Below are 21615 nucleotides of genomic sequence, written 5' to 3'. Positions count from 1 at the left end.
GGCATGAATCTCGTCACGACGCTGAACGCCCTCCCGCCGTGGCAGGCGGCGGCCCTCGTGCTCGTCGCCTCCCTCGGCGCGGCCGTAGTCACGGAGGTCGTCCTCGTCAGGGTCGCGCGGCACGCGGTCGCCCGGACGGAGACGGAACTGGACGAACTCGTGCTCGAATCGCTCAGGCTCCCGCTCGTGCTCACCTTCGCGCTCGTCGGGGTCTTCGCGCTCACGCGGATCCCGGGCGTCGTCGCCGCGGTGCCCGTTTCAGCCGAAGCCCTCGAGTTCTACTTCGGTCGCCCCGCCCTCACGACGGTCGTCCTGCTGTGGGCCTGGGCGCTCAACGGCGTGGTGAACCGGACGGTCGGCTACCTCCAGGAGTCCGGCGCCCGCTACGACTTCGCGCCGGTCATCTCCAACGTCTGGACGCTGGTCGTCCTCGTGGGCGCGCTGGCGATCACCCTCTCCATCTGGGAGATCGACGTCTCGCCGCTGCTCGCGGGCGCCGGCATCGCCGGCATCGCGGTCGGCTTCGCCGCGAAGGACACCGTCGCCAACTTCTTCGGCGGCATCGCCCTCTACTTCGACGACACCTACCGCGTCGGCGACTACGTCGAACTCGACTCGGGCGAGGCCGGCACGGTCGTGAAGGTCGGCGTCCGCTCGACGACGCTCCAGACCCGCGACGAGGTGCTCGTCACCGTCCCCAACTCCGTGCTCAACGCCGCGAAGGTGATCAACCAGTCCGCGCCCGGCCGCCGCCGTCGCATCCGGGTGCCGATCGGCGTCGCCTACGGCACCGACCTCGACGAGTTCGAGTCGCTCGTGCTCGACGTCGCGGCGGACGAGTCGCTCGTCCTCGACTCGCCGCGGCCGCGGATGCGCTTCCGCTCGTTCGGCGACTCGGCGCTCCGGTACGAACTGCTCTGCTGGGTCGCCTCGCCAACGAGGAACGCGAAGGCGACCCACCGGCTGAACCGCGGCATCTACGACGGGCTCCGGGAGGCGGGGATCGAGATCCCGTTCCCACAGCGGGTCGTCACGATGCGGGACGACGTGCGGTCGATCGAGGGGAACGGGTCGATGGCGCCGACCGCGCCGGTCGAGGGCGCGACGTCGAGCGACGAGACGATGCCGGGCGGCAGGTCGGAGGGTCGGTTCGGCGACGATTAGCGTCGGAAGGGAGGAGCCGACCCGCCGGTAGCCGACCCGATCCCCCGCTCGCCGATCACCGGTTCCAGGCGGCCGAGTCCGGGTCGACGAACCGCTCCTCCGCCAGGCCGTCGATGCGCTCGAGGGCCGCCTCGTCGAGCTCCACTTCCCGCGCCGCCAGGTTCGCCTCCACGTGGTCGCCCCGTCCCTTGGGGATGGGAACGAGGGCGTCCTGGGCGAACGCCCACGCCAGACAGACAGCTGCGGCCGTGGTGTCGTGCTCGTCGGCGATCTCCGAGATGTCCGGGTCGTCGAGCAGGTCGCCGCGTCCGAGCGGGGAGTAGCCGACCAGGTGATGGCCGTGTTCCCGGGCGTACGCGCGGAGTTCGTCCTGACGGAAGCGCGGGTGGCACTCGACCTGGTGGGCGGCGACCGGCGAGTCCAGCAGGTCGTGCGCCTCGTCGAGCAGGTCCGGCGTGAAGTTCGACAGGCAGACGTGGTCACAGACCCCCTCCTCGCGGAGTTCGTCCATCGCCTGAAGCGTTTCCTCGGGGTCGTACGCCTTGGTGGGCCAGTGGACGTACAGCATGTCGACCGAGTCGACGCCGAGTCGGTCGAGCGACTCGCGGGCGGTGCGCTTCGCGTCGTCGTACGCGAGGTTCCCCGGTTCGATCTTCGTCGCGAGCACCACCTCCTCGCGCGGGACGTCCGCGCGGGCGATGCCCTCGCCGACGCCCGCTTCGTTGTCGTACATCTGTGCGGTGTCGACGTGGCGGTAGCCCGCTTCGAGGGCGCGTGCGACCGTTTCGGCGCACTCCTCGCGGTCGTCGATGTTGGACGTACCAAGGCCGAGCGGCGGGAGCGAGAGCGTCACGGGACTCCGTGGGGGCGGAGCGCGCAAAAGCGTGCGGGGCCGGAAGGGGGTTCCGCGGCTCAGGAAGTGTCCGCGGTCGGCCGGAAAACTGTCCACGTGGTTCCGGGCGTTCCAGTATCACTATCGTCCCCGGCTGACACCGTCAGGCGATGGGTTCTGACGGAACCGCTCGCACCGACCAGACTCCAGGGCGGACCAGCGTCGCCGCCGCGGTTGGCGCGGCGGCGGGCGTCGGTACGGTCCTCGCCATCGTCGGGGCCACCGCGCTGGCCCCGTGGTTCTCCTGGTCCGCCAACGCGCTCTCGGATCTCGGGGTCGCGGGGGGGACGGCTCCCCTCTTCAACGGCGCCCTGATCTGCGGGGGGCTGCTCGCGCTCCCGTACGCCTGGGCGCTCCACCGTGAGGGGGACGGACAGTCACCGGTGCCGGCGGTCACGTTCGCGCTGGCGATGCTGTCGATGGCGGGCGTCGGCGCGTTTCCGGCCGGCACGCCGCTCCACTTCCCGATGGCGCTCGCCTTCTACCTCCTGCTCACGGTCACGCTGGTCGCCGACGGCGTTCGGCGCCGACAGTCCCCGACCGGCCGGGCCGCGCTCGTGGCGGCCGCGGTCCACGTGCTCGGGTGGGCGGCGTGGCTGGCCGGGGTTCGACCCGGGCCGGGGCTGGCGCTCCCGGAACTCCTCGGCGCGCTCCTGTTCGTCGGGTGGGCGGTCGCGGGGTCGCCGGTCGCGCCGATCCGCCCGTCACGGATCAGGCGAGCCGCTCGTTGAACCGTGCTACCGCCTCGTCCGTCCCGGCGATGACGAGCGTGTCGTCCTCGCGGACGACCGTGTTCGGTCCGACGTCCCCGCGCATCTCGCCGTCGCGCTCGATGGCGACGACCGAACAGCCGGTCCTCGCCCGGACCTCGGCGTCGGCGAGCGTCCTCCCGCCCAGGTTCGGCGCGGTGACGCGGACGAGCTGGACCTGCGACTCCGGCCGGAGCACCTCCTCCTCCAGGAGGTGGGAGGCGAGCATGCGGCCCGCGACCGTCGAGAGCGCCAGCACGTAGCCGGCGCCGGCGCGGTAGAGCTTCGGCACGCTCTCGGCGTCGTTCGCGCGAGCGATGACCTCCACCTCCGGGGCGACCTGTTTCACCGCGAGTGCCGCGAACACGGTCGTCGTGTCCGATCCCAGCGTGATGAGGACGCTCCGGGCCTCGTCGATGCCGGCCTCCTCCAGGGTCGAGCGCTCGGTCGCGTCGCCGACGACGTCCACGCCGCCCTTGTCCTCGAGGTCGACGACGACGACGTCGTCGGTGGCCGCGAGTTGCGAGGCCGCGGCGCGGCCGACGACGCCGTAGCCGGCGACGATGACCGGCCCCCGCCGGTGCCGGCGAGTCTCCGAGAGGGTCAGCTGTTTCAGCGCCTCGAGCTGTTCCTCGCGGCCCGCCACGAGGATCACTGTGTGCTCGTCGAGCACGCGGTCGGGGGCGGGCGGCGACTCGAACTCGCCCCGGACCCAGGCGCCGATGACGTTGGCCCCCGTCCGTTCGCCGATCCGGGACTCGGCGACGGTGCTGTCGGCGAGCGGGCTATCGCGGTGGATCAGCAACTCCGCGATCTCCAGATCCTCGCCGAGTTCGACGGCCTCGCCGAGTTCGTCGGAGACGATCTGGGTCGCCTTCCCGCCGAGGCTCCGTCCGAGTCCCCGCCGGGGGGAGACGACCTCGTCGGCTCCGGCGTAGCGGTGGTAGTCGGCCACGTCCTCCTTCTCGACGAGGCTGATGATTCGGAGGTCCTCGGAGACCTCGCGGGCCGAGAGCACGATGCTCGCGTTCGTCTCGTCGTCCGCGTCGGCGACGAGCGCCCGTGCGTCCGCCGCGCTCGCCGCCCGGAGCGTATCCACGTCCTCCGGGTCGCCGTGGACGACGGAGTGCTCGGCCGCGAGTTCCACGGCGCGGTCGCGGTCGGGCTCGACGATAGCGTACGGCTGGTCGTTGGCGTCCAGTTCCCGAACCAGGGTCTCCCCGCGCGGGGTGAACGAGCAGATGACGACGTGGCCGGTCAGGTCGACCGATTCGGGCGGGGAGGAGGAGAGCGCCTCGTCGACGAGCGGGACGATGACCGCCGGGAGCGCGAGGAAGATGAGCCCGACCCCAGCGAGCTGGAGCCCGATCATCAACAGGTACATCCGGTCGGTCGTCCACCGCTCGACGTCGAGGCCGAACCCGGTCGTCGTGAACGTCTCCACGACGACGTACAGCGCGTGGACGTAGTCCACCTCCGCACCCTCGAACGTTGACAGTCCCCACTGGTAGACGAACGCCAACAGGACCATCAGACCGAGCGCGCCGAGCAAGTATTCGACGACGCGCCGGCTGGCATTCGTCATACCGGGCGTTGCGTGACCAGCCGTTAAAATCCCCGTCGACTCCGGCAGACCAAATCAGTGTACACCACCGCTCGCCGCAACCGATCGCGGCGACACGGTTACGTCCGCGACCCCCGGACCTCCCGCCATGCGCGAAGTCACCCACGAGGCGACCGGACCGGTGAGACTCGACGAGTCGGACATCGACCCCGAGTACGGCGACGTGGCGGTGTGCATGTGCGGGCTGAGCGCCGAACGGCCGTTCTGTGACGGCTCGCACCGCGCGACGGAGGACGAGGAGGACGGCGTCCGCTACAAGTACGAGGACGGCGAGCGGCGGGAGATCGAGGAACTGCGGCTGCGCGAGTAAGGGCGGGTCGCCGGTGGTCAGATCCCGGCGTTGAGTTCGGCGCCGACGTACAGCACCGCGACGAGGATGATCCAGACGGCGTCGACGAAGTGCCAGTACATCGAGGCGGTCGTCACGGAGACGTGGCGCTCGGCCGAGTACTGGCCCATCAGCGCCCGGGCGAACACGATGCCGAGCAGTACGGCGCCCATCGAGACGTGGAGGCCGTGGAGGCCGGTCAGGCCGTAGAACGCCGAGCCGAAGACGCCGCTCGTGAGCGTGAACTCCTCGTGTGCGATGAACTCGTAGTACTCGTACACCTGGCCGCCGATGAACACGATGCCGAGGAGCAGCGTCGCGCCGAGGAGGCCGAGGAAGCGGCCCCGCTTGTCCTCGCGAATGGCCTCGTGGGCGAAGTGGAGCGTCACCGACGAGGCGAGCAGGAGCGCCGTGTTGATGATGACGAGCGAGCCGAGGAGGGGTGGGAGTTCGGCACCTTCGGGGGGCCACGCGTTCGCGCGGATGAAGATGAAGTAGGTGAAGCCGGCGCTGAAGGTCGCGACCTCGGAGATCAGGAACGCGATCATCCCCCACCGGAGCTTCGAGGCGCTGTGTTCGTCGGCGCCGCGCTCCCAGAAATGGGTGACGAAGGCGTGGTACAGCCAGCCGTACAACCCCACGAGGAACACGCCGATGCTGCCGACGAAGATGACCGGCCCGGCCAGCGTCGGCACGATGCCGGAGGTCCCCATCAGGAACAGCGCGGCGCCGACGTAGATCCCGGCGGCGCCGAGCGCGGTGACGAACGGCCACCAGGAGGCTTCACCGAACCCGCGCGGCCAGTCCTCGACCGCCGGGAGGTGGTGCCCCTCGTCGTGGGCGTCTTCCGTTTCCGTAGCCATGCTCCGGGGTTGCCCGTCCCGAACCAAAAATCCCTCCATCCGCGTCGGAGGCCGTCCACGTCTGTCACTCACCCGCACGACTTTCGATAGGACTACGGTCGTCCGGAACGCAGGTGGCGACGTATGCCGGAGTGCCGGAACTGTGAATCGTTCGTCACCGAGCGATACGTCCGCGTGTTCGCCCCGCAGGGGATGTCGACCGTCCGCGTCTGCCCGTCGTGTGAGGACATGGTCCGCGACGGTTCGGGGGTGCGAGAGGCGCGTTCGAAACGGGTGTAGCGACGGGCCGCCGGACACGACACCCCGGCCCCGCGACGGCCGCCCTCCCGCGAACCGGGCTCCCACGAACCCTTTTGTCCGATTACGTCTCACCAGTGAACGTGGCGCTCCACGACACGTACGTCGCCGCGCTCCAGCACGACCTCGTCGACCTCCCGGCGGGGACGCGATTGGTCGGGGTCGTTCGGCGCCCGACCCGGTGGTTCGCGGGCGCGGTCGACGAGAATCGCCCCGCGCTCGGACCGCCGGAGGACCTGTTAGACGACGTGAAGCAGGCCGAGGAGGACCTCAAGATCGCGGGGCTCTGCGACGAGGAGGCGCACAACGCCGCGTGGGACCAGGTGGATTTCGCGGACCGCTATCGCGAGCACCTCGGCTCGGCGCCGGCGGCCGCGGAGGCCGTGGACGACCTCCGCACGGCGCTCAACGGCGGCGAGGACGTCGCGCTCGTCTGCTACGAGAACACGGCGAAGAAGCGGTGCCACCGGACGATCCTGCGCGAGGAACTCGAGTAGGGCCGACCGGGACGACGACGTCGATTCCGGAAGCTACTCCCGACGCCCGTTCGAACCGTCGCCGATGACCCGACGCGCCCTCCCGCGCCCCCGCTCGTTCCTCGTCGGGATCTCGTTGCTCACACTGCTGTCCCTGTCCGGACGGGCGCTCGCACACGCCGGCGGCGTCCGGGGCGCCGGCGCCGGGAGCCTCGCCGTCCCGACGTGGCTGTTCCTCGCCACGGGCGGCGGCGTCATCGGGGCCTCGTTCCTGCTCGCCTCGTTCGTCACCGACCGCGCGTACGTCCGACGACTGGACGCCTGGGGCGACGTGGTGGGAGGTCCCGGCCGCCTCGTGACGCTCGCCGGCAGGGCGCTCGGGCTCGGGGCCCTCGCGCTCGTGCTCGTCGCGGGCGCGTTCGGCCCCGACGTGGGCGGTCGGAACGCGGCGGTGCTCCTCGTGTGGGTGGCGTGGTGGGGCGCCTACGTCGCGACCGCCTACCTCGTCGGCGACGCCTGGCCGGTCGTCAACCCCTTCCGGACGATCGCGATCGCGCTCCCCTCGATCGATCGCCCGTACCCCGACTCCTGGGGACGCTGGCCGGCCGTGGTCGGCCTGCTCGCGCTCGTCTACCTCGAGGTCGTGACGCCGCTCGCGGACGATCCGCGGCTGCTGACCGCCGTCGTCGTCGCCTACGGCCTGGTCTCGCTCGCCGGCAGCGTCGTCTTCGGCGCCGGGACGTGGTTCGCCAACGCCGACCCCGTCTCGCGGCTGCTGGCCGCCTACGGGCGCGTCGCGCCGCTCGCGAGAACCGACGACGGCCTGCGCCTCCGGCTGCCGGGGATGGGACTCACCGACGCCGGGTGGATGCGGGGCCGGTGCGACGTGGCGTTCGTCGTCGCGGTGCTGTTCGTGACGACGTTCGACGGCTTCGTCGGCACCGCTGCCTGGGCGGAGTTCGCCCGGGCGCTGTTCCTGGCGGGCCTCCATCCGCTGGTGATCTACGCGACGGGGATGGTCGGCGGGTTCGCGCTGTTCCTCGCCGCCTACCTCGCCGCCGTGCGGGCCGCCCGACGCTACGCGGACACGTTCGTCTCGACGGCCGCGCTCGCCCGCCGGTTCGCCCCGTCGCTGCTCGCAATCGCGGCGGGCTACCACCTCGCGCACAACCTCGGCTCCGTCCTCGCGCTCGCGCCGACGCTCGTCACCGTCGTCGCCGCGCCGCTCTCGCCGCCGCCGTCGCCCCCGCAGCTGGTCGTCCCGGGGTGGTTCGGCGGGGTCGGCATCGCGGCGGTGCTCGCGGGCCACCTGCTCGCTGTGTGGGTCGCGCACGCGACCGCGTACGACCTGTTCCCCGACCGCCTGCAGGCGATCCGTAGCCAGTATGGGGTGACGGCGGCGATGGTCGCCTACACGATGGTGAGCCTCTGGATCATCACGCGCCCGGGAGGTGCGCCGCCGTTCGTATGACCCGGAACGCCGACCCGGACGCCGATTCCGCCGCCGACGCCCGCCCCGCACTCGACATCCCCGACGGGGCGACCGTCCACGAGTGTCCCCGGTGCGGGGCGCCGTTCGCCCGCGAGCGTCACCGCGACCTCCACCTCGGACTCGACCACCGGGACCTGACGGAGGACGAGCGCGCCGCCTACGCCGCAGCCAGCGAGGATGAAGGGGCGGACCTCCGGCGGTTCCAGATCGTCGCGCTCGGCCTGCTCGTCCTCCTCTATTTCGGGTTCCTGTTCACGTACGCGGTGGCCGGCTGACCGATCGGTGCGGATCGACCCGCCCGCCCATCGATGCCGACGGTCCGAGGCAACTTCAGGTGGGTGCGGCGGGTGATTCCAGGGTAGGAGTCGGCTACACTGGCAGTAGGAGTTGGATACTATCGCTCCCTCTTGACTGAAAACAGACACGCGACGCTCCGAGAGGACGTAAGACGTCCGTCACATCAGGCGGAAAGTATTTGCGTGGCACGCGGCGAACTACCGGCAATGGACAGCGAAACAATCGATACGGTGACCGGCTGGAGGTCGGAGCCGTATTCGGGGGGATACGACGGCCTCCACGAGCTCGCGGACCGGGAGTTCACGGGGGCGGTCACCGACGGGACGGCGTGGCTGTTCGTCCTGAACGGCCGCTTCGTCGGCGTCTCGGACGGGACCGTCGAGTCCTTCGAGGACGCCGACGGGACGGCGTACGCCGCGCCCGACCCCTCCCTCCCCCTCCTCTTCGCGATGCGCGAGCGGGGCGGGGAGACGAAGGCGAAGTACTACACGAACGACACCCCCCTCTCCGAGGCCGACCGGACGCTCTCGGCCGGCAACTTCACCGGCTTCGTCGAACTCTCCGAGAACGTGCTCTCGGGCGACTACTACGTGGTCTACCACGGCGGTCGCAGGCTCGCGTGCGCGTTCGTCGGCACCCGCCGCGAGACGCTCACCGGCGACGAGGCGTTCGAGCGCGCGGACGACGAGGTGGGCATCTACGAGGTCCGGACGGTCGACGTCGACGTCATAGACGTGCCCGAACCCGAACCTGAACCGGAGCCGACCGAGTCGGTCGCGGCGGGCGCCGACGAACCGTCCGAGACCGGCGCGGTTCCCGACGCCGGCGGCGCGGGTGCTGGCGCCGCGGGTGTCGGTACCACGGCGGCGACAGTGGACGCCGCGGAAAGCGGGGAGGACGCGGAGGGTTCGGTCGGGTCGACGGGGGAGGACCCCCGGAACGAGGGGCCCGCGGCGGACCAACCAGACGTCGCGGACCCCGGGAGCGTCACCATCGAGTCCGATCCCTCGCCGGCGGTCGAGGAGTCGGCGGACGACGGGAGCGCCGAGGGGCCGGCACCCGAACCGGGGGAGGACGACGCCGACCGCCCGGATGCCGAGTCACGGACGACGGGGGCCGAAGCGGTGGACGCGTCGACGGACGAACCCTCGGACGCGGCCGCGGGGACGTCGGCGGTCGAATCTCCATCCGGGGAGGCCGCCGGTGCCGACGCGACGGACGCCGATGGGAGCGAAGCCGGCGGTCCCCCGCCGGCCGCTCCCGGGGAGTCGCCGCCGCGGTACCGGGAACAGACGCGCGAGGAGAAACTGCGGCGCGACGCCGAACCGACCGACGCGGTCGCGGCCTCCGAGTCCGACCCGTTCTCCGCCGAGGAGCAGTGGCGCGAGACGCGCTCGATCCCGTCGCTCGATCCGGACGAGACCGGGGTGAGCGTACCGAGCGGGGCGGAAGGGACGGCGTCGAGCGACGCGGTCGCGGGGAGCGCGGCTGCGAGACCGCGGCCGCGGAGCGAGGCCGACGACGAACGGCAGGAGGGACCGGACGCCGCGTCCGCCGACGAGCCGTCGAACGCGGTGGGGGAGTCGGCTTCCGAGTCCTCGGCCCAGTCCCCGCCGGAATCGGCGGAGGGAAGCGACGCCGCGGGGACGGCGGAGCTCCGTCGCGACCTCCAGCGCGCCCGGAGCGCGCACGAGGAGGTCGCCGGGGAGCTCGCCGCGACCCGCGAGGAACTGACCGAGGCGCACGCGACGGTCGAGCGACTCCGGGAGGAGAACGAGCGGCTGGAGGGTCGCGTCGAGACCCTGCAGTCCGAACTGGCCGACGCCCGCACGCGGCTCTCGGAGGCCGACGGGGACGCCGCGCCGGAGGGGCGGACCGTCCAGCCGGAGCGGGCGCTGTCCGGGACGAACCTGTTCGTCCGGTACGACTCGAAGGGTGCCGGCACGCTGGAGAAGGCCCACGCGGGCCACGCCTCCCGCGAGGAGGTCGACGAGAACCTCCGGATGGAGGTGCACACCGAGTTCGACGACGACTACGCGGTCGTCGACGGGCGCCCCTACGAGGAGTGGCTCCGGGACACCATCGAGTACGGCTTCGTCGCGTGGGTCGTCAGGACCCTGCTGTACGAGATCCAGGACACGGGGAACGTGTCGGCGATGCGGGACCTGTACGAGGCCATCCCGAAGATCGACCGGGCCGAACTCGACGGCGTCGTCGACCTCGTGGACGAACAGGGGAAGAAGAGCGAGGAGCGGACGTTCGACGTCGTCCTGCGCGACCGGATGGGTGACCCGCTGTTCGTCGCGAACGTCACCGACTCGCGGGAGGCGACGAACGAGTCGATGCTCGACGGCCTCGTCGAGGGGTCCAGCCAGGTCGCCGACCAGTACGACGGGCTGGCGGCGGCGTTCCACGTCACCGCCTCGTTCTTCGAACCGGGCGCGCTCGAGGCCGTCGCGGACGCGACCGGCGGCGGGCTACTCAGTCGCGGCAAACAGAAGAGCTTCGTGAAGATGTCGCGAAAGCGCGGCTTCCACCTGTGTCTCGTCGAATCGCGAGACGGGGAGTTCCACGTGAACGTCCCGGAGCTGTAGAACGAGAATTCCGTCGTCCGCTCAGTTCTCGACTTCGGGCGCGTTCTCGATGCGCATGCCGCCGATCTTGTCGGTGATGTCGTCGAGTTTGTCGTCCAGTTCGTCGACGAACTCGGCGGTCCGCTCGGTCGTGATGGCGCCCTGACTCGACGGCTCGATGAGGTTCTCCTCCTCGAGGACGCGCAGGGAGTACCGGACCTTGTGGTGCGGGTAGCCTGTTTCGTTCGACATCTTCACGATGCCGATCGGTTCGTTCTCGATGACCATCCGGAGGACTTGGAGGTGCCGCTCCAGCATGTCCACCTCCTTCTCAAGTCGATCTATCATGCCACATGTTAACTTGTGCGTGCGGGTTTTAAACGTTGCCCTCCGACCCGGGGCCGGGACGGAAGACGAGAACGGAGTGGTCCGACTTTCGGGTGTGAAGAGTTAACAGTTCCGTTCGCGGCCGCTGAGACGGCGGTCGCGCCCCTCGCCACCGTCGGCCGGGCTCGCCGGCGGTCGATACACGTCCGAGGATAGGGGACGGCTGGGCGACGGGCGCTTCCGGCACGAACGTGCCCACTCAACGCCGCAGGACCGTAATCGGTTTACCGGGTGGCGCGGAAGTGAGCGACGGAATGACCGTAACTATCGTCGGCTCCCAGCTCGGCGACGAGGGCAAGGGCGCGCTCGTCGACCTCTGGGGCGGGGACGCCGACGTCGTCGTCCGGTATCAGGGCGGCGACAACGCCGGCCACACCGTCGTAGAGGGCGGCGAGGAGTACGCGCTCTCGCTCGTCCCCTCGGGCGCCGTCCGCGACAAGGTGGGCGTGCTCGGCAACGGCTGCGTCGTCAACCCTCGGACCCTGTTCGACGAACTCGACACGCTCCGCGAGCGCGGGCTCGACCCCGACGTCCGCGTCGCCCGCCGTGCGCACGTCATCCTCCCGTACCACCGTCGGCTCGACGGCATTGAGGAGGAGGCGAAGTCCGACTCCGACCTCGCGGCCGGCACGACCGGCCGCGGCATCGGCCCGACGTACGAGGACAAGGCGGGCCGGCGCGGCGTCCGCGTCGGCGACCTCCTCGACCCCGACGTGCTTCGCGACCGGCTGGAGTACGTCGTCCCCCAGAAGCGCGCGCTCATCGAGGACGTGTTCGGCCTCGAGGCGGGCGACGAGTGCGACGTCGACGCGCTCCACGAGGAGTTCGCCGCCATCGGCGAGCGCCTCGCCGACGAGGACATGACCGTCAACAGCAGCGACTTCCTCCACGAGCAGCGCGAGGCGGGGCGGAACGTCATGTTCGAGGGCGCGCAGGGAACCTCCATCGACATCGACCACGGCATCTACCCGTACGTCACCTCCTCGAACCCGACCGCGGGCGGGGCAGCAGTGGGCACCGGCGTCGGCCCGACCGTCGTCGGACAGGGCGAGGTCGTCGGCGTCGTGAAGGCGTACCTCTCGCGCGTCGGCACCGGCCCCCTCCCGACCGAACTGGTCGGCGAGGACGAGGAACTGGCGGACTTCATCCGCGAGAAGGGCGGCGAGTTCGGCACCGTCACCGGTCGGCCGCGCCGCATCGGCTGGCTCGACGTGCCGATGCTCCGCCACGCCGCGCGCACGAACGGCTTCACCGGCATCGCCGTCAACCACGTCGACGTGCTCGCCGGCCTCGACGAGGTCCAGGTCGGACACGCCTACGAACTCGACGGGGAGACGCTGGAGTCGATGCCCGCGACGACCGAGGAGTGGGGCCGGTGCGAGCCGGTGCTCCGGGAGTTCGAGCCGTGGCCCGAGGTCGACTGGTCCGCCGTCGCCGAGGAGGGCTACTCGGCCATCCCCGACGCGGCCCGGGAGTACCTCGAGTACGTGGAGGAGCAGGTCGACGCGCCCGTCTACGCGATCGGCGTCGGCCCCGACCGCGCGGAGACGGTCGTCCGGACGAACCCCTGGGAGTAGGTCTGCACCGGGGCCTCGCCGGCTCTTGTCTCGCCGCTACTCGACCCGGTCCACCGATAATCGAACCCGTAGGCTTTTGGCCGGTCCGGGCGACCAAACGCGTAATGAAGGAGTCCCTCTTGGACATCGTCTGCTGCCCGCTCGACAAGCACGACCTGGAGCTCTCGGTCGACGAGCGCGACGGGGAGGACGACGGCGAGATCCTCTCCGGGACGCTCACCTGCACTGACTGCGGCGAGGAGTACCCGATCGAGGACGGCATCCCGAACCTCCTCCCGCCGGACATGCGGGAGGCCTGAACGGTTCGGCCAGCCACGAGAACCTTTATTCCCGAGACCCGCAATCTCCGGACGTGCCCTCGGAGACGCTGAGCGTCGTTCTCAACCGCCGGCGGTTGAACGAAGCGGACGCACCGGCCTCGTTCACGGCCGACGGGCCGTTCACCGTGGTGCTGGACAACCAGGGGAAGGCGGTGCACGTCCACCTCCGGTTCCGCGACCGGCTCGCCGACCTCACGGCGGTGGGCGAGACGAACCACTACGTCGAGGAGGGGCGGACGAGCCGCGTCCACGTCGACGTGGCCGACGTGGACGAGCCGGTGAGCGGTACCCTCGAACTGATCACGGGCCACGGCGCGGACGGAACCGGCGTGGAGATCACGCTCGTTCCCCGGGAGCGCCCGAAGAGCGTCGACGTCGACGAGTCGCTCTCGCACCCGGGGGGGAGCGCCGTCGACGAGGGGGAGTCCGACGAGGAGGACGACCCCGCCACGATCGTCGGGAGCGTCGACCCGCCCGACGCCGACTCGGTCACGCTGCTCGTCGCCGGGTTCGCGGTACTCGCGCTGCTCCTGGCCGCGCTCGCCGCGATGCTGCTCGACAGCCTCGTCGTGATGCTCGGCCTGTTCGCGGTCGTCCTCTCGGTCGGCGCCGCCGTGTACGTGCTCCGGTCCTGAGCTACTCCGCGCCGTCCCCCGTTACTCCGCGCCGTCCTCCGTCGGACCCCCGTCGAGGTTCCCCTCCTCGTCCATCCGCTTCGCGCGGAGGTACCGCGCCCGGTAGCGGTTCGCGCCCTCGCCGACGTCCGCCTCGCGGATCTCCCCGACCCGGCCGTCGGCGACGGCGTCGACGATGTCCTCGACCTGCTCCTTCTCGCTCGGCGTCAGCGTGAACGTGTACTCCCGCTCCTCCTCCCGCTCCAGGAACGTCCACTTCCGCGCCGCCGCGACGACGAGCGAACACGGCTCCCGACACGGGAACGGGCCGGTGCCGCCGTCGGCGGCGAGCTCGTCGCCCGCCTCGTACTCCCACTCCCGGCGCTTCAGGCACTGGGAGTCCACGCAGCAGGCCTCGGCGACGTGCTCGACGGCCTCGCGGGGGAGCTCGTCGACCACGTCGTAGATGCCGGTCTGTCGCTCCGCGGTCTCGCGCCAGTGGCTCACGTCCAGGTCGCCCTCCCGCTCGCGGTACCAGTTCGCCACGGTGGCGGGGTAGAACGCCTCGATGGCCTCGAGCGCGGCGTGCCAGTCGAGCGACTGGAAGACCCACCCGGTCCGGAGCGTGGGTGCCGTCTTGAGCGGCCGGTAGCGGCCGTCGTCGTCCAGTTTCGCCAGCACGCGAGCGTCGAGGGGGTCGTCGTGGTGATCGAGTTCGTCGGCGTCGCGGCCGGCGTCGTCGACGTGTCGCAGTTCGTACCGACGGGCGCCGTGGTCGCCCAGCGTCGCCTCGATGCGGAGCTGTCCCCACTCGGTGACCATGCCATCGCGGAGCGCCTCGTACCGCTCCGGAACCGGGAGGTCGTCGGCGGCTTCGGCTCGGCGAAGGAAGGCACGTCGGGGCCGCCCGTGTCGCCGCACGTCACGCTCCCAGACGTACCAGTTGGTCACGTACGGCGAGCCCTCCGCGTGGGCGCGGAGTTCGGCCTCCGAGAGCCCGGTCGCGGTCACGTCCGGCGTCTCGAACCGGAAGCCGCCGTCGGCCCCGCGGCGGACGCGCAGGCCCTCGAAGTCGACGCCCTCGCTCCCGTCGTCACCCCCGGCCGCGGCCTCGACGAGGGCGTCGAACTGGGCGGACTGCATTCAGTCGTCGGCCTCCGGGGTCGCCACCCGCGTCGTCTCGCGCACGTCCTCGACGGCGCTCCCCACGTCGGCGCCCGCGTCGGCCGCCCGTTCGAGGACGACGTCGGCCAGCAGGGGTTCCGTGCCGACCGCACCGGCGTACCAGACGCGGTGGCCCTCGACCGCGGCCGGCACGTCGTAGCCGGTCCGGTAGTCGTCGGTGAGGCCGACGTCCTCCGGAATGTCCTCCTGGGTGTGGAAGCCGTCGGCGACGAACAGCGGGACGAGCACGACGTCCTCGGTCTCGAAGTAGTCGGGGAGGTCGTCCACCTCGGGTTCCTCGTCCATGTACAGCGCCTCGACCTCGTCGAACCGATCCATGTCGCGGACGCGGTCGGCGTGGTACTCGATGGCCTTCGCGGAGTTCTCGTTGCGCTCGGTGCCGTGGCCGACGACGGCGAAGCCGAACCCCTCGCCCACGTCGGGGTCCCCGGTGACGCTCTCGGCCCGGCGCACTAGCACGTCGGTCATCGACCCGTGGGTGCCGACGGGGCCGCAGTAGTGGACCGTCTGACCGGTGTCCGTCGCGGCGTAGGTCGCCACGTCCGCGGAGAGGCCGTCGGAGTCCCAGTCGGTCACGTCCCAGCCGTCGAGGCGGAGTTCGCGGGGGATGACCTGCTCGGTGAAGTACCCCTCCGAGATGAACATCGGGACCACGACCACCTCCTCGGCCTCGACCGTGCGGAGCACCTCGCGGAGGCTGGGCTCCTCCTTCCAGAAGCCGGTCCGGACCTCGTCGAACGCGCCGGTCGCGCGGATGGTGTCCGCGTGCCGGAAGGTGGGGGCGCTCGAGTCCGGGTTCAGGTGGGATCCGTGGGCGACGATCACCAGCGCCTGACTCATGGCCGAAGGCAAGGTGTGGCCGGCCTTATCGCCTTCGAACGCGGAGTGCGTCGAGCGGCCTGTGAGAACTCGAAACCGGGTCGATGTACCGGGATTGGGTGGAGGGCCGAAGGGGGACTACGACGACCGGATCGACGTCTCGTCCGTCGTCTCACACCTCCACGCAGACCGTCGTCCGGGGGACGCAGAGCCGTCGCTGCCGCCCCGTCCCCTCGCGAGCGCGCCGACGCACCCCCGCGAGGAGGTAGCCGCCGGCGACGAGCGCGACCGCCGCGAGCGCGGCGACCGGCGCCGTCGTCGCGAGGACGCCGAGTACCACGGCCAGCGCGACCGCGAGCGATACCGCGAGCGAACCGTTCGGATCGGGACCCCGGAGCGACTCCAGGAGCGGGTCGTCCGTGTCCGGTGCCTGTGACCTCATGCACGTGAACGACGGGCCCCCGCGCCCAAAAGGGTAATCTGAATTACCTTTCTGTAGGGGCCGATACAGAAACTCGCTTCAGTCGGCGGGCGTTCCCGAACCCCTCCACCCCGAAACCGTCGGTGTTATCGCCGGGGACCGCGACCGCGGAGGTATGACAGTCGCGGAGGACGCCCGCGAGGCCGTCCGGGCCAGGCCGTACCTGTTCGACGCGCTCCGCGCCGGCGTCGTGAACTACGCCGCCGCGGCCGAGACGCTGGACATCGACGCGGAGACGGACGCGGTGGCGACGGCGCTGCGCCGGTACGCCGCTGACCTCGACCCGCCCTCGGTCGCCGCCGACGCTCGGGTCACCATGCACAGCGGAGTCGTCTCCGCGGAAGACCGAGACGCGGACGACGAGAACGCGGAGGACGACGCGCTCCTCGGGGTCGGCGGGGCGAGGTTCGCCGAGGACGGCGGAGCCCTGACGGCCGTCGTCGCCCGAGGCGACGTCGACGCCCGGGCACTGGAGGCCGCGCTCGGCTGTCTCCGAACGGCTGACGTGGCCGTCGAGGCTGCGGGCGTCGCCGACGGGGAAATGGTCGTCGTGGTCGGGCGGCGCGACGGGGCGACGGCGGTCCGGGCGGTCGAGGCGGCGCTGGCGTCGTAGCCGGGAGTGGACGTTCTCTCACCGGATCTCCCCCAGCGGTCGCGTCGTTCAGGAGGGGACCCGTCGTCCTCACGTCCGTCAGTACGCGAATACCTGGTCGGTGACCGCGTGGCGCCCCCGCCCGGATTCGCGACACAGCCGGCGGACGAACCGATCGCGGCGGTACCGCCGGCGCGCAGGAACAGTCTCTGTTACAGCGAGTTCATACCCAGGGGTGACGACGTATCGTGACAAGTACCCGGTGTTACGTGAGATGCCCGTTTCACCGACCGGCGACGTCGTCCCGACGCGACGAACTTCGACGTTTTAAACCGGAGGCCCGCCTAGCGACGACCGAATGAGCCTGTCCGTGACCGACACCCTGTCGGGTGAGCGCCGACCGTTCGACGTCGAAGACGACGAGGTCCTGCTGTACGTCTGCGGGCTGACGGTCTCGGACGAGGCGCACCTCGGACACGCGCGCCTCTGGTTCCACGCCGACATCCTCCACCGGTGGCTCGAGCACCTCGGCTACGACGTCCGCCACGTCGAGAACGTCACCGACGTGAACGAGAAGATCGCCGCCCGGGTCGGCGAGCGCGAGGGCTGGGACACGGAGGCCGACGTCGCCCGCCACTTCACCCGGGAGGTCATCGAGGACATGCGCGGGCTGAACCTCCTCCGGGCGGAGGTGTACCCCCGCGTCTCCGAGCACGTTCCGGAGATCGTCGACCTCGTCGGCACGCTCGTCGAGCGCGGCTACGCCTACGAGGCGAACGGTTCGGTGTACTTCGACGTCACGCGGTTCGACCGCTACGGCGAGCTGTCGAACCAGAAGCTCGACGAACTCGAATCCGACGCCGACGCGGACGAACTCGCCGAGAAGCGCCACCCGACCGACTTCGCGCTGTGGAAGGCCGGCGGCGTGAGCGAATCGGCCGTCAGGGAACACCGGAAGCACGAACACGACGACGCGCTCCCGTCCGGTATGACCTGGGACTCGCCGTGGGGCGAAGGCCGTCCGGGCTGGCACATCGAGTGCTCGGCGATGTCGATGACGCACCTCGGCGAGACGCTCGACGTCCACATGGGCGGGCGCGACCTCGTGTTCCCGCACCACGAGAACGAGATCGCCCAGAGCGAGGCCGCGACGGACCGCACCTTCGCCCGCTACTGGCTCCACAACGGCCTCCTGCGCACGAAGGAGGACAAGATGTCCTCCAGCCTCGGCAACTTCTTCACCGCGAGCGACGCGCTCAAGGAGTTCGGGGTGAACGTGATCCGCACGTTCTACCTGGGTGCACAGTACCGCGGCGACCAGACCTTCTCCGAGGACGCGATCGTCGAGGCCGAGGAGCGCTGGGAGCGGCTCGAACGCGCCTACGAGGCCGCGGTCGACGCCTGTGACTCGGTCGACGCCGGATCGAAGTCCGCGGACGACGATCTCCGCGAGTCGGTCGAGACGACTCGCGAGGCGTTCACCGAGGCGATGAACCACGACCTCGACGTGCGGACCGCGTACAACGCGCTGCTCGATCTCGCAACGGCCGTGAACCGGCACGTCGGCGCGAACCGGCCGGACGATGCAACCGCCGACGCGAACGCGGACGGCGACGACGACGGGTCGGCGAGCTACGACTACCGGGGACTCCGCCGCGCGGTCGAGACGTTCGAGGAGCTCGGCGGCGACGTGTTCGGGCTCGAACTCGGCCGCGAGGCCGACGGCGACGTAGAGCTCGCGGGCGACCTGGTCGAACTCGTGCTCGACGTCCGCGAGCGGGAGCGGGAAGCAGGCAACTACGAGCGCGCGGACGAGCTCCGGGACGACCTCGAGGCGCTCGGCGTCGAGGTGGAGGACTCGGCCGAGGGCGCGACCTACCGGTTCGAGTAGCTACCCCGCCGTCCCGCCCGCGCCCTCGGAGGGAACCACGAGCACCGGTCGGTCGGCGAGCCGCAGCACCTTCTCCGCGACGCTCCCGAGGACGAACCGCTCGACGCCGCCGCGACCGTGGGAGCCGATCACGATCAGGTCGGCGTCGCGTTCCTCGGCCGCAGTGAGGATGCGCTCGTGCGTGCGGCCCTCGCCGACGGCGGTCTCCACGGTCACCCCTGCCGCCTCGCCGTCCTCCTCGACGGACTCGACGGCGTCCTCGGCCTGCTCGGTCAGTACACCCCGGACCTCGTCGATGGCGTCCCCGGTCATACCGGCCGGGTCGCTGGCGGTCGTGAGCGTCGGGGTCTCGACGACGCTGAGCGCCTCGACGGTCGCACCGTACTCGTCGGCGAGCCACAGCGCCACGCGCTCGGCCGCGGCCGCGGCGTCGCTGCCGTCCGTCGGGAGCAACACGCGGTCCGGCCGGAACTCCGGGATCGGTTCCCGGACCGTGAGCACGGGTACGCCGACCCGACGGACGACCTTCTCGGTCACGCTCCCGACGAGCGCACGCTTCACGCCGGTCCGGCCGTGGGTCCCCATCACGACCGCGTCGATCCCGTGCTCCTCGACGTACTCCCGGATCTCCTCGTGTTCCGAGCCCTTCCGCACCGCCGTCTCCACGTCGACGCCGGCCTCCCGGACGCGTTCTGCCGCGTCGGAGACGAGTTGCCTCGCCTCGGCGCGGTGCTCCTCGACGTCGGTCACCCTGGAGAGGACGTAGGGGTTCACCACGGAGAGCAGGTGCACCCTGGCGCCGATGTGCGAGGCGAGCGATACCGCGACGTCGAGCGCGGCGTCGGCCGTCTCGCTCCCGTCGGTCGGAACGAGGAGCTCGTCGAACTCGTGGGTCGTCATGCCCGGGGGTACGCAGGGCAGGTGGAAAGTTCCAGTGACGGTCAGGTCGTGAACAGGTCGGTCCCCTCGGGCACCGAGAACAGTCCGAGGCGGACCCCGCAGTCGAGCCAGCCGTACCCGTACGAGTAGGCGGCCAGCGCGTTCACCAGGTCGTCCGCCTCGCGGAAGTGGCGGCCGTCTTCGAGGTACGAGACGGCCATCTCGCGGCACTCGACCGCGGCGTCGTGGAGCGGCGTCCCCGCCGGCACGCACACCTCGGCGGCGGCGAGGGCGTCCGCGAGCATCTCGCCGTACCGCGCCGTCTTCTCGTCGAGGTCGGCTGGCATCGGTCTACGAGTTGGTGTCGTCGGGACGTTCGTGAGTGCTTCGGCTCTCGTCGATGGGTCGTGAGGCCGTCGGTCCAGCCGACGGGTACTGTCTCGTCAGCCACCGCGACTGCCTTGGAAGCCCGTGCGGCTTCCCTCCGGTTCCGGGCCTCGTCGTGGTCCCCACCTTGCTCTCTCCGATCACCCGGTCACGGTCCTCACCAGTGGGTGTAACATGATCTGTGTCATCCCGAGTCGAGCCGACAACCGGCTCACCCTCCACAGGACGCCATTCGTCGACTACCCTCGGAATTATACGAGGAAGCGTGTTAGCGCAACTATGTTCGGGGACGTCTCGACGAGCGCTTTCAGCGGGTTGCAGACCGTCGTTCTCGGCGTCTTACTGGCGGCACTCGCCGGGACGCTCGGACTGTACGTCCTCGGACTACCGATCGAGATGACTGCTGTCGCGTTCCTCGTACTCTTCGTCGGCACGTTGGTCCTGTCGATACCGCTCTGGAAGCGGGTAGGGCCACGGTTCGACCACGCCGACCGTGAGTGAGTGTCGACGTTCCCCGTCCGCTCGTGAGGATCAGGGTCCGGACCTGCGTGTGACGGTTTCACGGGGGTGCGCCCCGTCCGGCCGACAGCACAACCTACAAACCGTCCTGTCGAGTAGTTGCGCTCAATGAGTGACGCCGCCGACATCGTCGAACACCGGAAGTTGATCATCGCCGGGACGGGCTCCGCGGGGCTGACCGCGGCCATCTACGCCGCCCGTGCGAACCTCGACCCGCTCGTCCTCGAGGGTGACGAGCCGGGCGGTCAACTGACGCTGACCTCGGAGGTCGAGAACTTCCCCGGCTTCCCGGAGGGGATCAACGGCGCCGAGTTCATCAACCGGACGAAAGAGCAGGCCCAGCGCTTCGGCGCCGAGGTGATAAACGGCGTCGTCGACACGGTGGACGACTCGGTGCGCCCGTTCCGCGTGGAGCTGACGAACGGCGACGTGTTCACTGCGGACACCGTCATCGCCGCGTCCGGCGCCAGCGCCCGGACGCTCGGTATCCCCGGCCAGGACGAGCTGATGGGGTTCGGGCTCTCGACGTGCGCGACCTGTGACGGCGCGTTCTTCAGCGGCGAGGACATGCTCGTCATCGGCGGCGGCGACGCGGCCTGCGAGGAGGCCGTCTTCCTCACGAAGTTCGCGGACACCGTCTATCTCGTCCACCGGCGCGAGGAGTTCCGCGCGGAGGACTACTGGGTGGACCGCGTGATGGAGCTCGTCGAGTCCGGCGACATCGAACTCGTGCTCAACACCGAGGTCACCGAACTCCACGGCTCCCAGGAGGAGGGCGTCGAGTCGGTGACGTTCGTCCGAAACCCGGAGGGCTACCCGACCGACCGCCTCGACGACCCCGAGACCGAGGAGTGGGAGTTCGAGGTCGGCGCCGTGTTCTACGCCATCGGTCACACCCCGAACACGGCGTACCTCGAGGACACGGGCGTCGACCTCGACGCGGAGGGCTACATCAAGACGCTCGGCGGCACCGGTGGCGGCCAGACCGCCACCGACGTCGAGGGCATCTTCGGCGCCGGCGACGTGGTGGACTTCCACTACCAGCAGGCCATCACCGCCGCGGGGATGGGCTGCAAGGCCGCGATGGACGCCGACGACTACCTCGAGGAGAAGGCCCGCGCCGAGACGGCGTCCGGCGAGACGGCGACCGCCGACGACTGAGGCGCTCCCCGGATCGTTCTCACCTTCCTTCCGTCCGCGACGATCAGG

Annotated in this window: 24 protein-coding genes; 15 read left to right on the top strand and 9 right to left on the bottom strand. The window is 70.6% G+C overall.

What is annotated here, in order from left to right; genetic code table 11:
- The first annotated feature begins 3 nt into the window (after positions 1 to 3).
- Complete coding sequence (locus HUG10_RS08230; RefSeq protein ID WP_179169114.1) at positions 4 to 1164, top strand: mechanosensitive ion channel family protein; 1161 nt, start codon at positions 4 to 6, stop codon at positions 1162 to 1164.
- A 55-nt stretch (positions 1165 to 1219) separates the two neighbouring features.
- On the opposite strand, the gene HUG10_RS08225 is transcribed toward HUG10_RS08230, so the two are convergent.
- Entirely contained in the window at positions 1220 to 2017 is a 798-nt protein-coding gene (locus tag HUG10_RS08225; RefSeq protein WP_179169113.1) for an aldo/keto reductase, read from the bottom strand.
- A 149-nt stretch (positions 2018 to 2166) separates the two neighbouring features.
- Here HUG10_RS08225 and HUG10_RS08220 point away from each other — a divergent pair, with 149 nt between their 5' ends.
- Positions 2167 to 2787, top strand: a complete 621-nt coding sequence (locus HUG10_RS08220) for a DUF998 domain-containing protein (protein WP_179169112.1) — start codon at positions 2167 to 2169, stop codon at positions 2785 to 2787.
- On the opposite strand, the gene HUG10_RS08215 is transcribed toward HUG10_RS08220, so the two are convergent.
- Entirely contained in the window at positions 2768 to 4390 is a 1623-nt protein-coding gene (locus tag HUG10_RS08215; RefSeq protein ID WP_179169111.1) for a potassium channel family protein, read from the bottom strand. The genes HUG10_RS08220 and HUG10_RS08215 overlap by 20 nt on opposite strands.
- 127 nt (positions 4391 to 4517) lie before the next feature.
- On the opposite strand from HUG10_RS08215, the gene HUG10_RS08210 reads away from it, so the two are divergent.
- Entirely contained in the window at positions 4518 to 4739 is a 222-nt protein-coding gene (locus HUG10_RS08210) for a CDGSH iron-sulfur domain-containing protein (protein WP_179169110.1), read from the top strand.
- A 17-nt stretch (positions 4740 to 4756) separates the two neighbouring features.
- Here the strand turns inward: HUG10_RS08210 and HUG10_RS08205 are convergent, their stop codons facing one another.
- Positions 4757 to 5620, bottom strand: a complete 864-nt coding sequence (locus HUG10_RS08205) for a cytochrome c oxidase subunit 3 (RefSeq protein WP_179169109.1) — start codon at positions 5618 to 5620, stop codon at positions 4757 to 4759.
- A gap of 123 nt (positions 5621 to 5743) precedes the next feature.
- Between HUG10_RS08205 and HUG10_RS08200 the strand changes: the two genes are divergently transcribed.
- The 5 genes from HUG10_RS08200 to HUG10_RS08180 all read left to right on the top strand — a co-directional run bounded on the left by HUG10_RS08200 (position 5744) and on the right by HUG10_RS08180 (position 10776).
- Positions 5744 to 5899, top strand: coding sequence for a DUF7563 family protein (locus HUG10_RS08200; protein WP_179169108.1), 156 nt, complete (start codon positions 5744 to 5746; stop codon positions 5897 to 5899).
- A 101-nt stretch (positions 5900 to 6000) separates the two neighbouring features.
- Positions 6001 to 6414: a DUF488 family protein, N3 subclade gene (locus tag HUG10_RS08195; protein ID WP_246310240.1), complete on the top strand. Its 414-nt coding sequence runs from the start codon at positions 6001 to 6003 to the stop codon at positions 6412 to 6414.
- A gap of 64 nt (positions 6415 to 6478) precedes the next feature.
- Entirely contained in the window at positions 6479 to 7864 is a 1386-nt protein-coding gene (locus HUG10_RS08190) for a hypothetical protein (RefSeq protein ID WP_218780664.1), read from the top strand.
- Complete coding sequence (locus tag HUG10_RS08185) at positions 7861 to 8160, top strand: DUF7410 domain-containing protein (protein WP_218780663.1); 300 nt, start codon at positions 7861 to 7863, stop codon at positions 8158 to 8160. Before HUG10_RS08190 ends, HUG10_RS08185 begins: the two co-directional genes overlap by 4 nt.
- A 228-nt stretch (positions 8161 to 8388) precedes the next feature.
- Positions 8389 to 10776 carry a DUF7527 domain-containing protein gene (locus tag HUG10_RS08180; RefSeq protein WP_179169106.1) on the top strand — a complete coding sequence of 796 codons (2388 nt, stop codon included), beginning with the start codon at positions 8389 to 8391 and terminating at the stop codon, positions 10774 to 10776.
- A 21-nt stretch (positions 10777 to 10797) separates the two neighbouring features.
- Here HUG10_RS08180 and HUG10_RS08175 read toward each other — a convergent pair whose 3' ends face one another.
- Positions 10798 to 11103: a hypothetical protein gene (locus HUG10_RS08175; protein ID WP_179169105.1), complete on the bottom strand. Its 306-nt coding sequence runs from the start codon at positions 11101 to 11103 to the stop codon at positions 10798 to 10800.
- 293 nt (positions 11104 to 11396) lie between these two features.
- Between HUG10_RS08175 and HUG10_RS08170 the strand changes: the two genes are divergently transcribed.
- The 3 genes from HUG10_RS08170 to HUG10_RS08160 all read left to right on the top strand — a co-directional run bounded on the left by HUG10_RS08170 (position 11397) and on the right by HUG10_RS08160 (position 13674).
- The gene (locus tag HUG10_RS08170; protein ID WP_179169104.1) at positions 11397 to 12719 is read left to right on the top strand and encodes an adenylosuccinate synthase; all 1323 of its coding nucleotides are present in this window, start codon (positions 11397 to 11399) and stop codon (positions 12717 to 12719) included.
- A gap of 104 nt (positions 12720 to 12823) precedes the next feature.
- Positions 12824 to 13018 carry a methytransferase partner Trm112 gene (locus tag HUG10_RS08165; protein ID WP_179169103.1) on the top strand — a complete coding sequence of 65 codons (195 nt, stop codon included), beginning with the start codon at positions 12824 to 12826 and terminating at the stop codon, positions 13016 to 13018.
- A gap of 53 nt (positions 13019 to 13071) precedes the next feature.
- Positions 13072 to 13674: a DUF7524 family protein gene (locus HUG10_RS08160; protein ID WP_179169102.1), complete on the top strand. Its 603-nt coding sequence runs from the start codon at positions 13072 to 13074 to the stop codon at positions 13672 to 13674.
- A gap of 21 nt (positions 13675 to 13695) precedes the next feature.
- Here HUG10_RS08160 and HUG10_RS08155 read toward each other — a convergent pair whose 3' ends face one another.
- The 3 genes from HUG10_RS08155 to HUG10_RS08145 all read right to left on the bottom strand — a co-directional run bounded on the left by HUG10_RS08155 (position 13696) and on the right by HUG10_RS08145 (position 16099).
- Complete coding sequence (locus tag HUG10_RS08155) at positions 13696 to 14796, bottom strand: DR2241 family protein (protein WP_179169101.1); 1101 nt, start codon at positions 14794 to 14796, stop codon at positions 13696 to 13698.
- Complete coding sequence (locus tag HUG10_RS08150; protein ID WP_179169100.1) at positions 14797 to 15678, bottom strand: CbiX/SirB N-terminal domain-containing protein; 882 nt, start codon at positions 15676 to 15678, stop codon at positions 14797 to 14799.
- A 151-nt stretch (positions 15679 to 15829) separates the two neighbouring features.
- Positions 15830 to 16099 (bottom strand): hypothetical protein, encoded by a 270-nt coding sequence (locus HUG10_RS08145; protein WP_179169099.1) that lies wholly within the window; start codon positions 16097 to 16099, stop codon positions 15830 to 15832.
- Between the two features lie 154 nt (positions 16100 to 16253).
- On the opposite strand from HUG10_RS08145, the gene HUG10_RS08140 reads away from it, so the two are divergent.
- On the top strand, positions 16254 to 16751 hold the full coding sequence (locus HUG10_RS08140; protein ID WP_179169098.1) for a DUF7523 family protein: 498 nt from the start codon (positions 16254 to 16256) through the stop codon (positions 16749 to 16751).
- Between the two features lie 337 nt (positions 16752 to 17088).
- Entirely contained in the window at positions 17089 to 18621 is a 1533-nt protein-coding gene (gene cysS, locus HUG10_RS08135) for a cysteine--tRNA ligase (RefSeq protein WP_179169097.1), read from the top strand.
- On the opposite strand, the gene HUG10_RS08130 is transcribed toward cysS, so the two are convergent.
- Positions 18622 to 19521, bottom strand: coding sequence for a universal stress protein (locus HUG10_RS08130; RefSeq protein WP_179169096.1), 900 nt, complete (start codon positions 19519 to 19521; stop codon positions 18622 to 18624).
- A 41-nt stretch (positions 19522 to 19562) separates the two neighbouring features.
- Positions 19563 to 19847, bottom strand: a complete 285-nt coding sequence (locus HUG10_RS08125) for a DUF357 domain-containing protein (protein WP_179169095.1) — start codon at positions 19845 to 19847, stop codon at positions 19563 to 19565.
- 319 nt (positions 19848 to 20166) lie between these two features.
- On the opposite strand from HUG10_RS08125, the gene HUG10_RS08120 reads away from it, so the two are divergent.
- A complete protein-coding gene (locus HUG10_RS08120; RefSeq protein ID WP_179169094.1) occupies positions 20167 to 20388 on the top strand; it encodes a hypothetical protein in 222 nt (73 codons plus the stop codon).
- 126 nt (positions 20389 to 20514) lie between these two features.
- Positions 20515 to 21567, top strand: a complete 1053-nt coding sequence (locus HUG10_RS08115; protein ID WP_179169093.1) for an NAD(P)/FAD-dependent oxidoreductase — start codon at positions 20515 to 20517, stop codon at positions 21565 to 21567.
- Positions 21568 to 21615 lie beyond the last annotated feature (48 nt).

This window comes from Halorarum halophilum, assembly GCF_013401515.1.
Lineage (GTDB): Archaea > Halobacteriota > Halobacteria > Halobacteriales > Haloferacaceae > Halorarum > Halorarum halophilum.
This window is presented reverse-complemented; position numbering and strand designations above follow the sequence as displayed.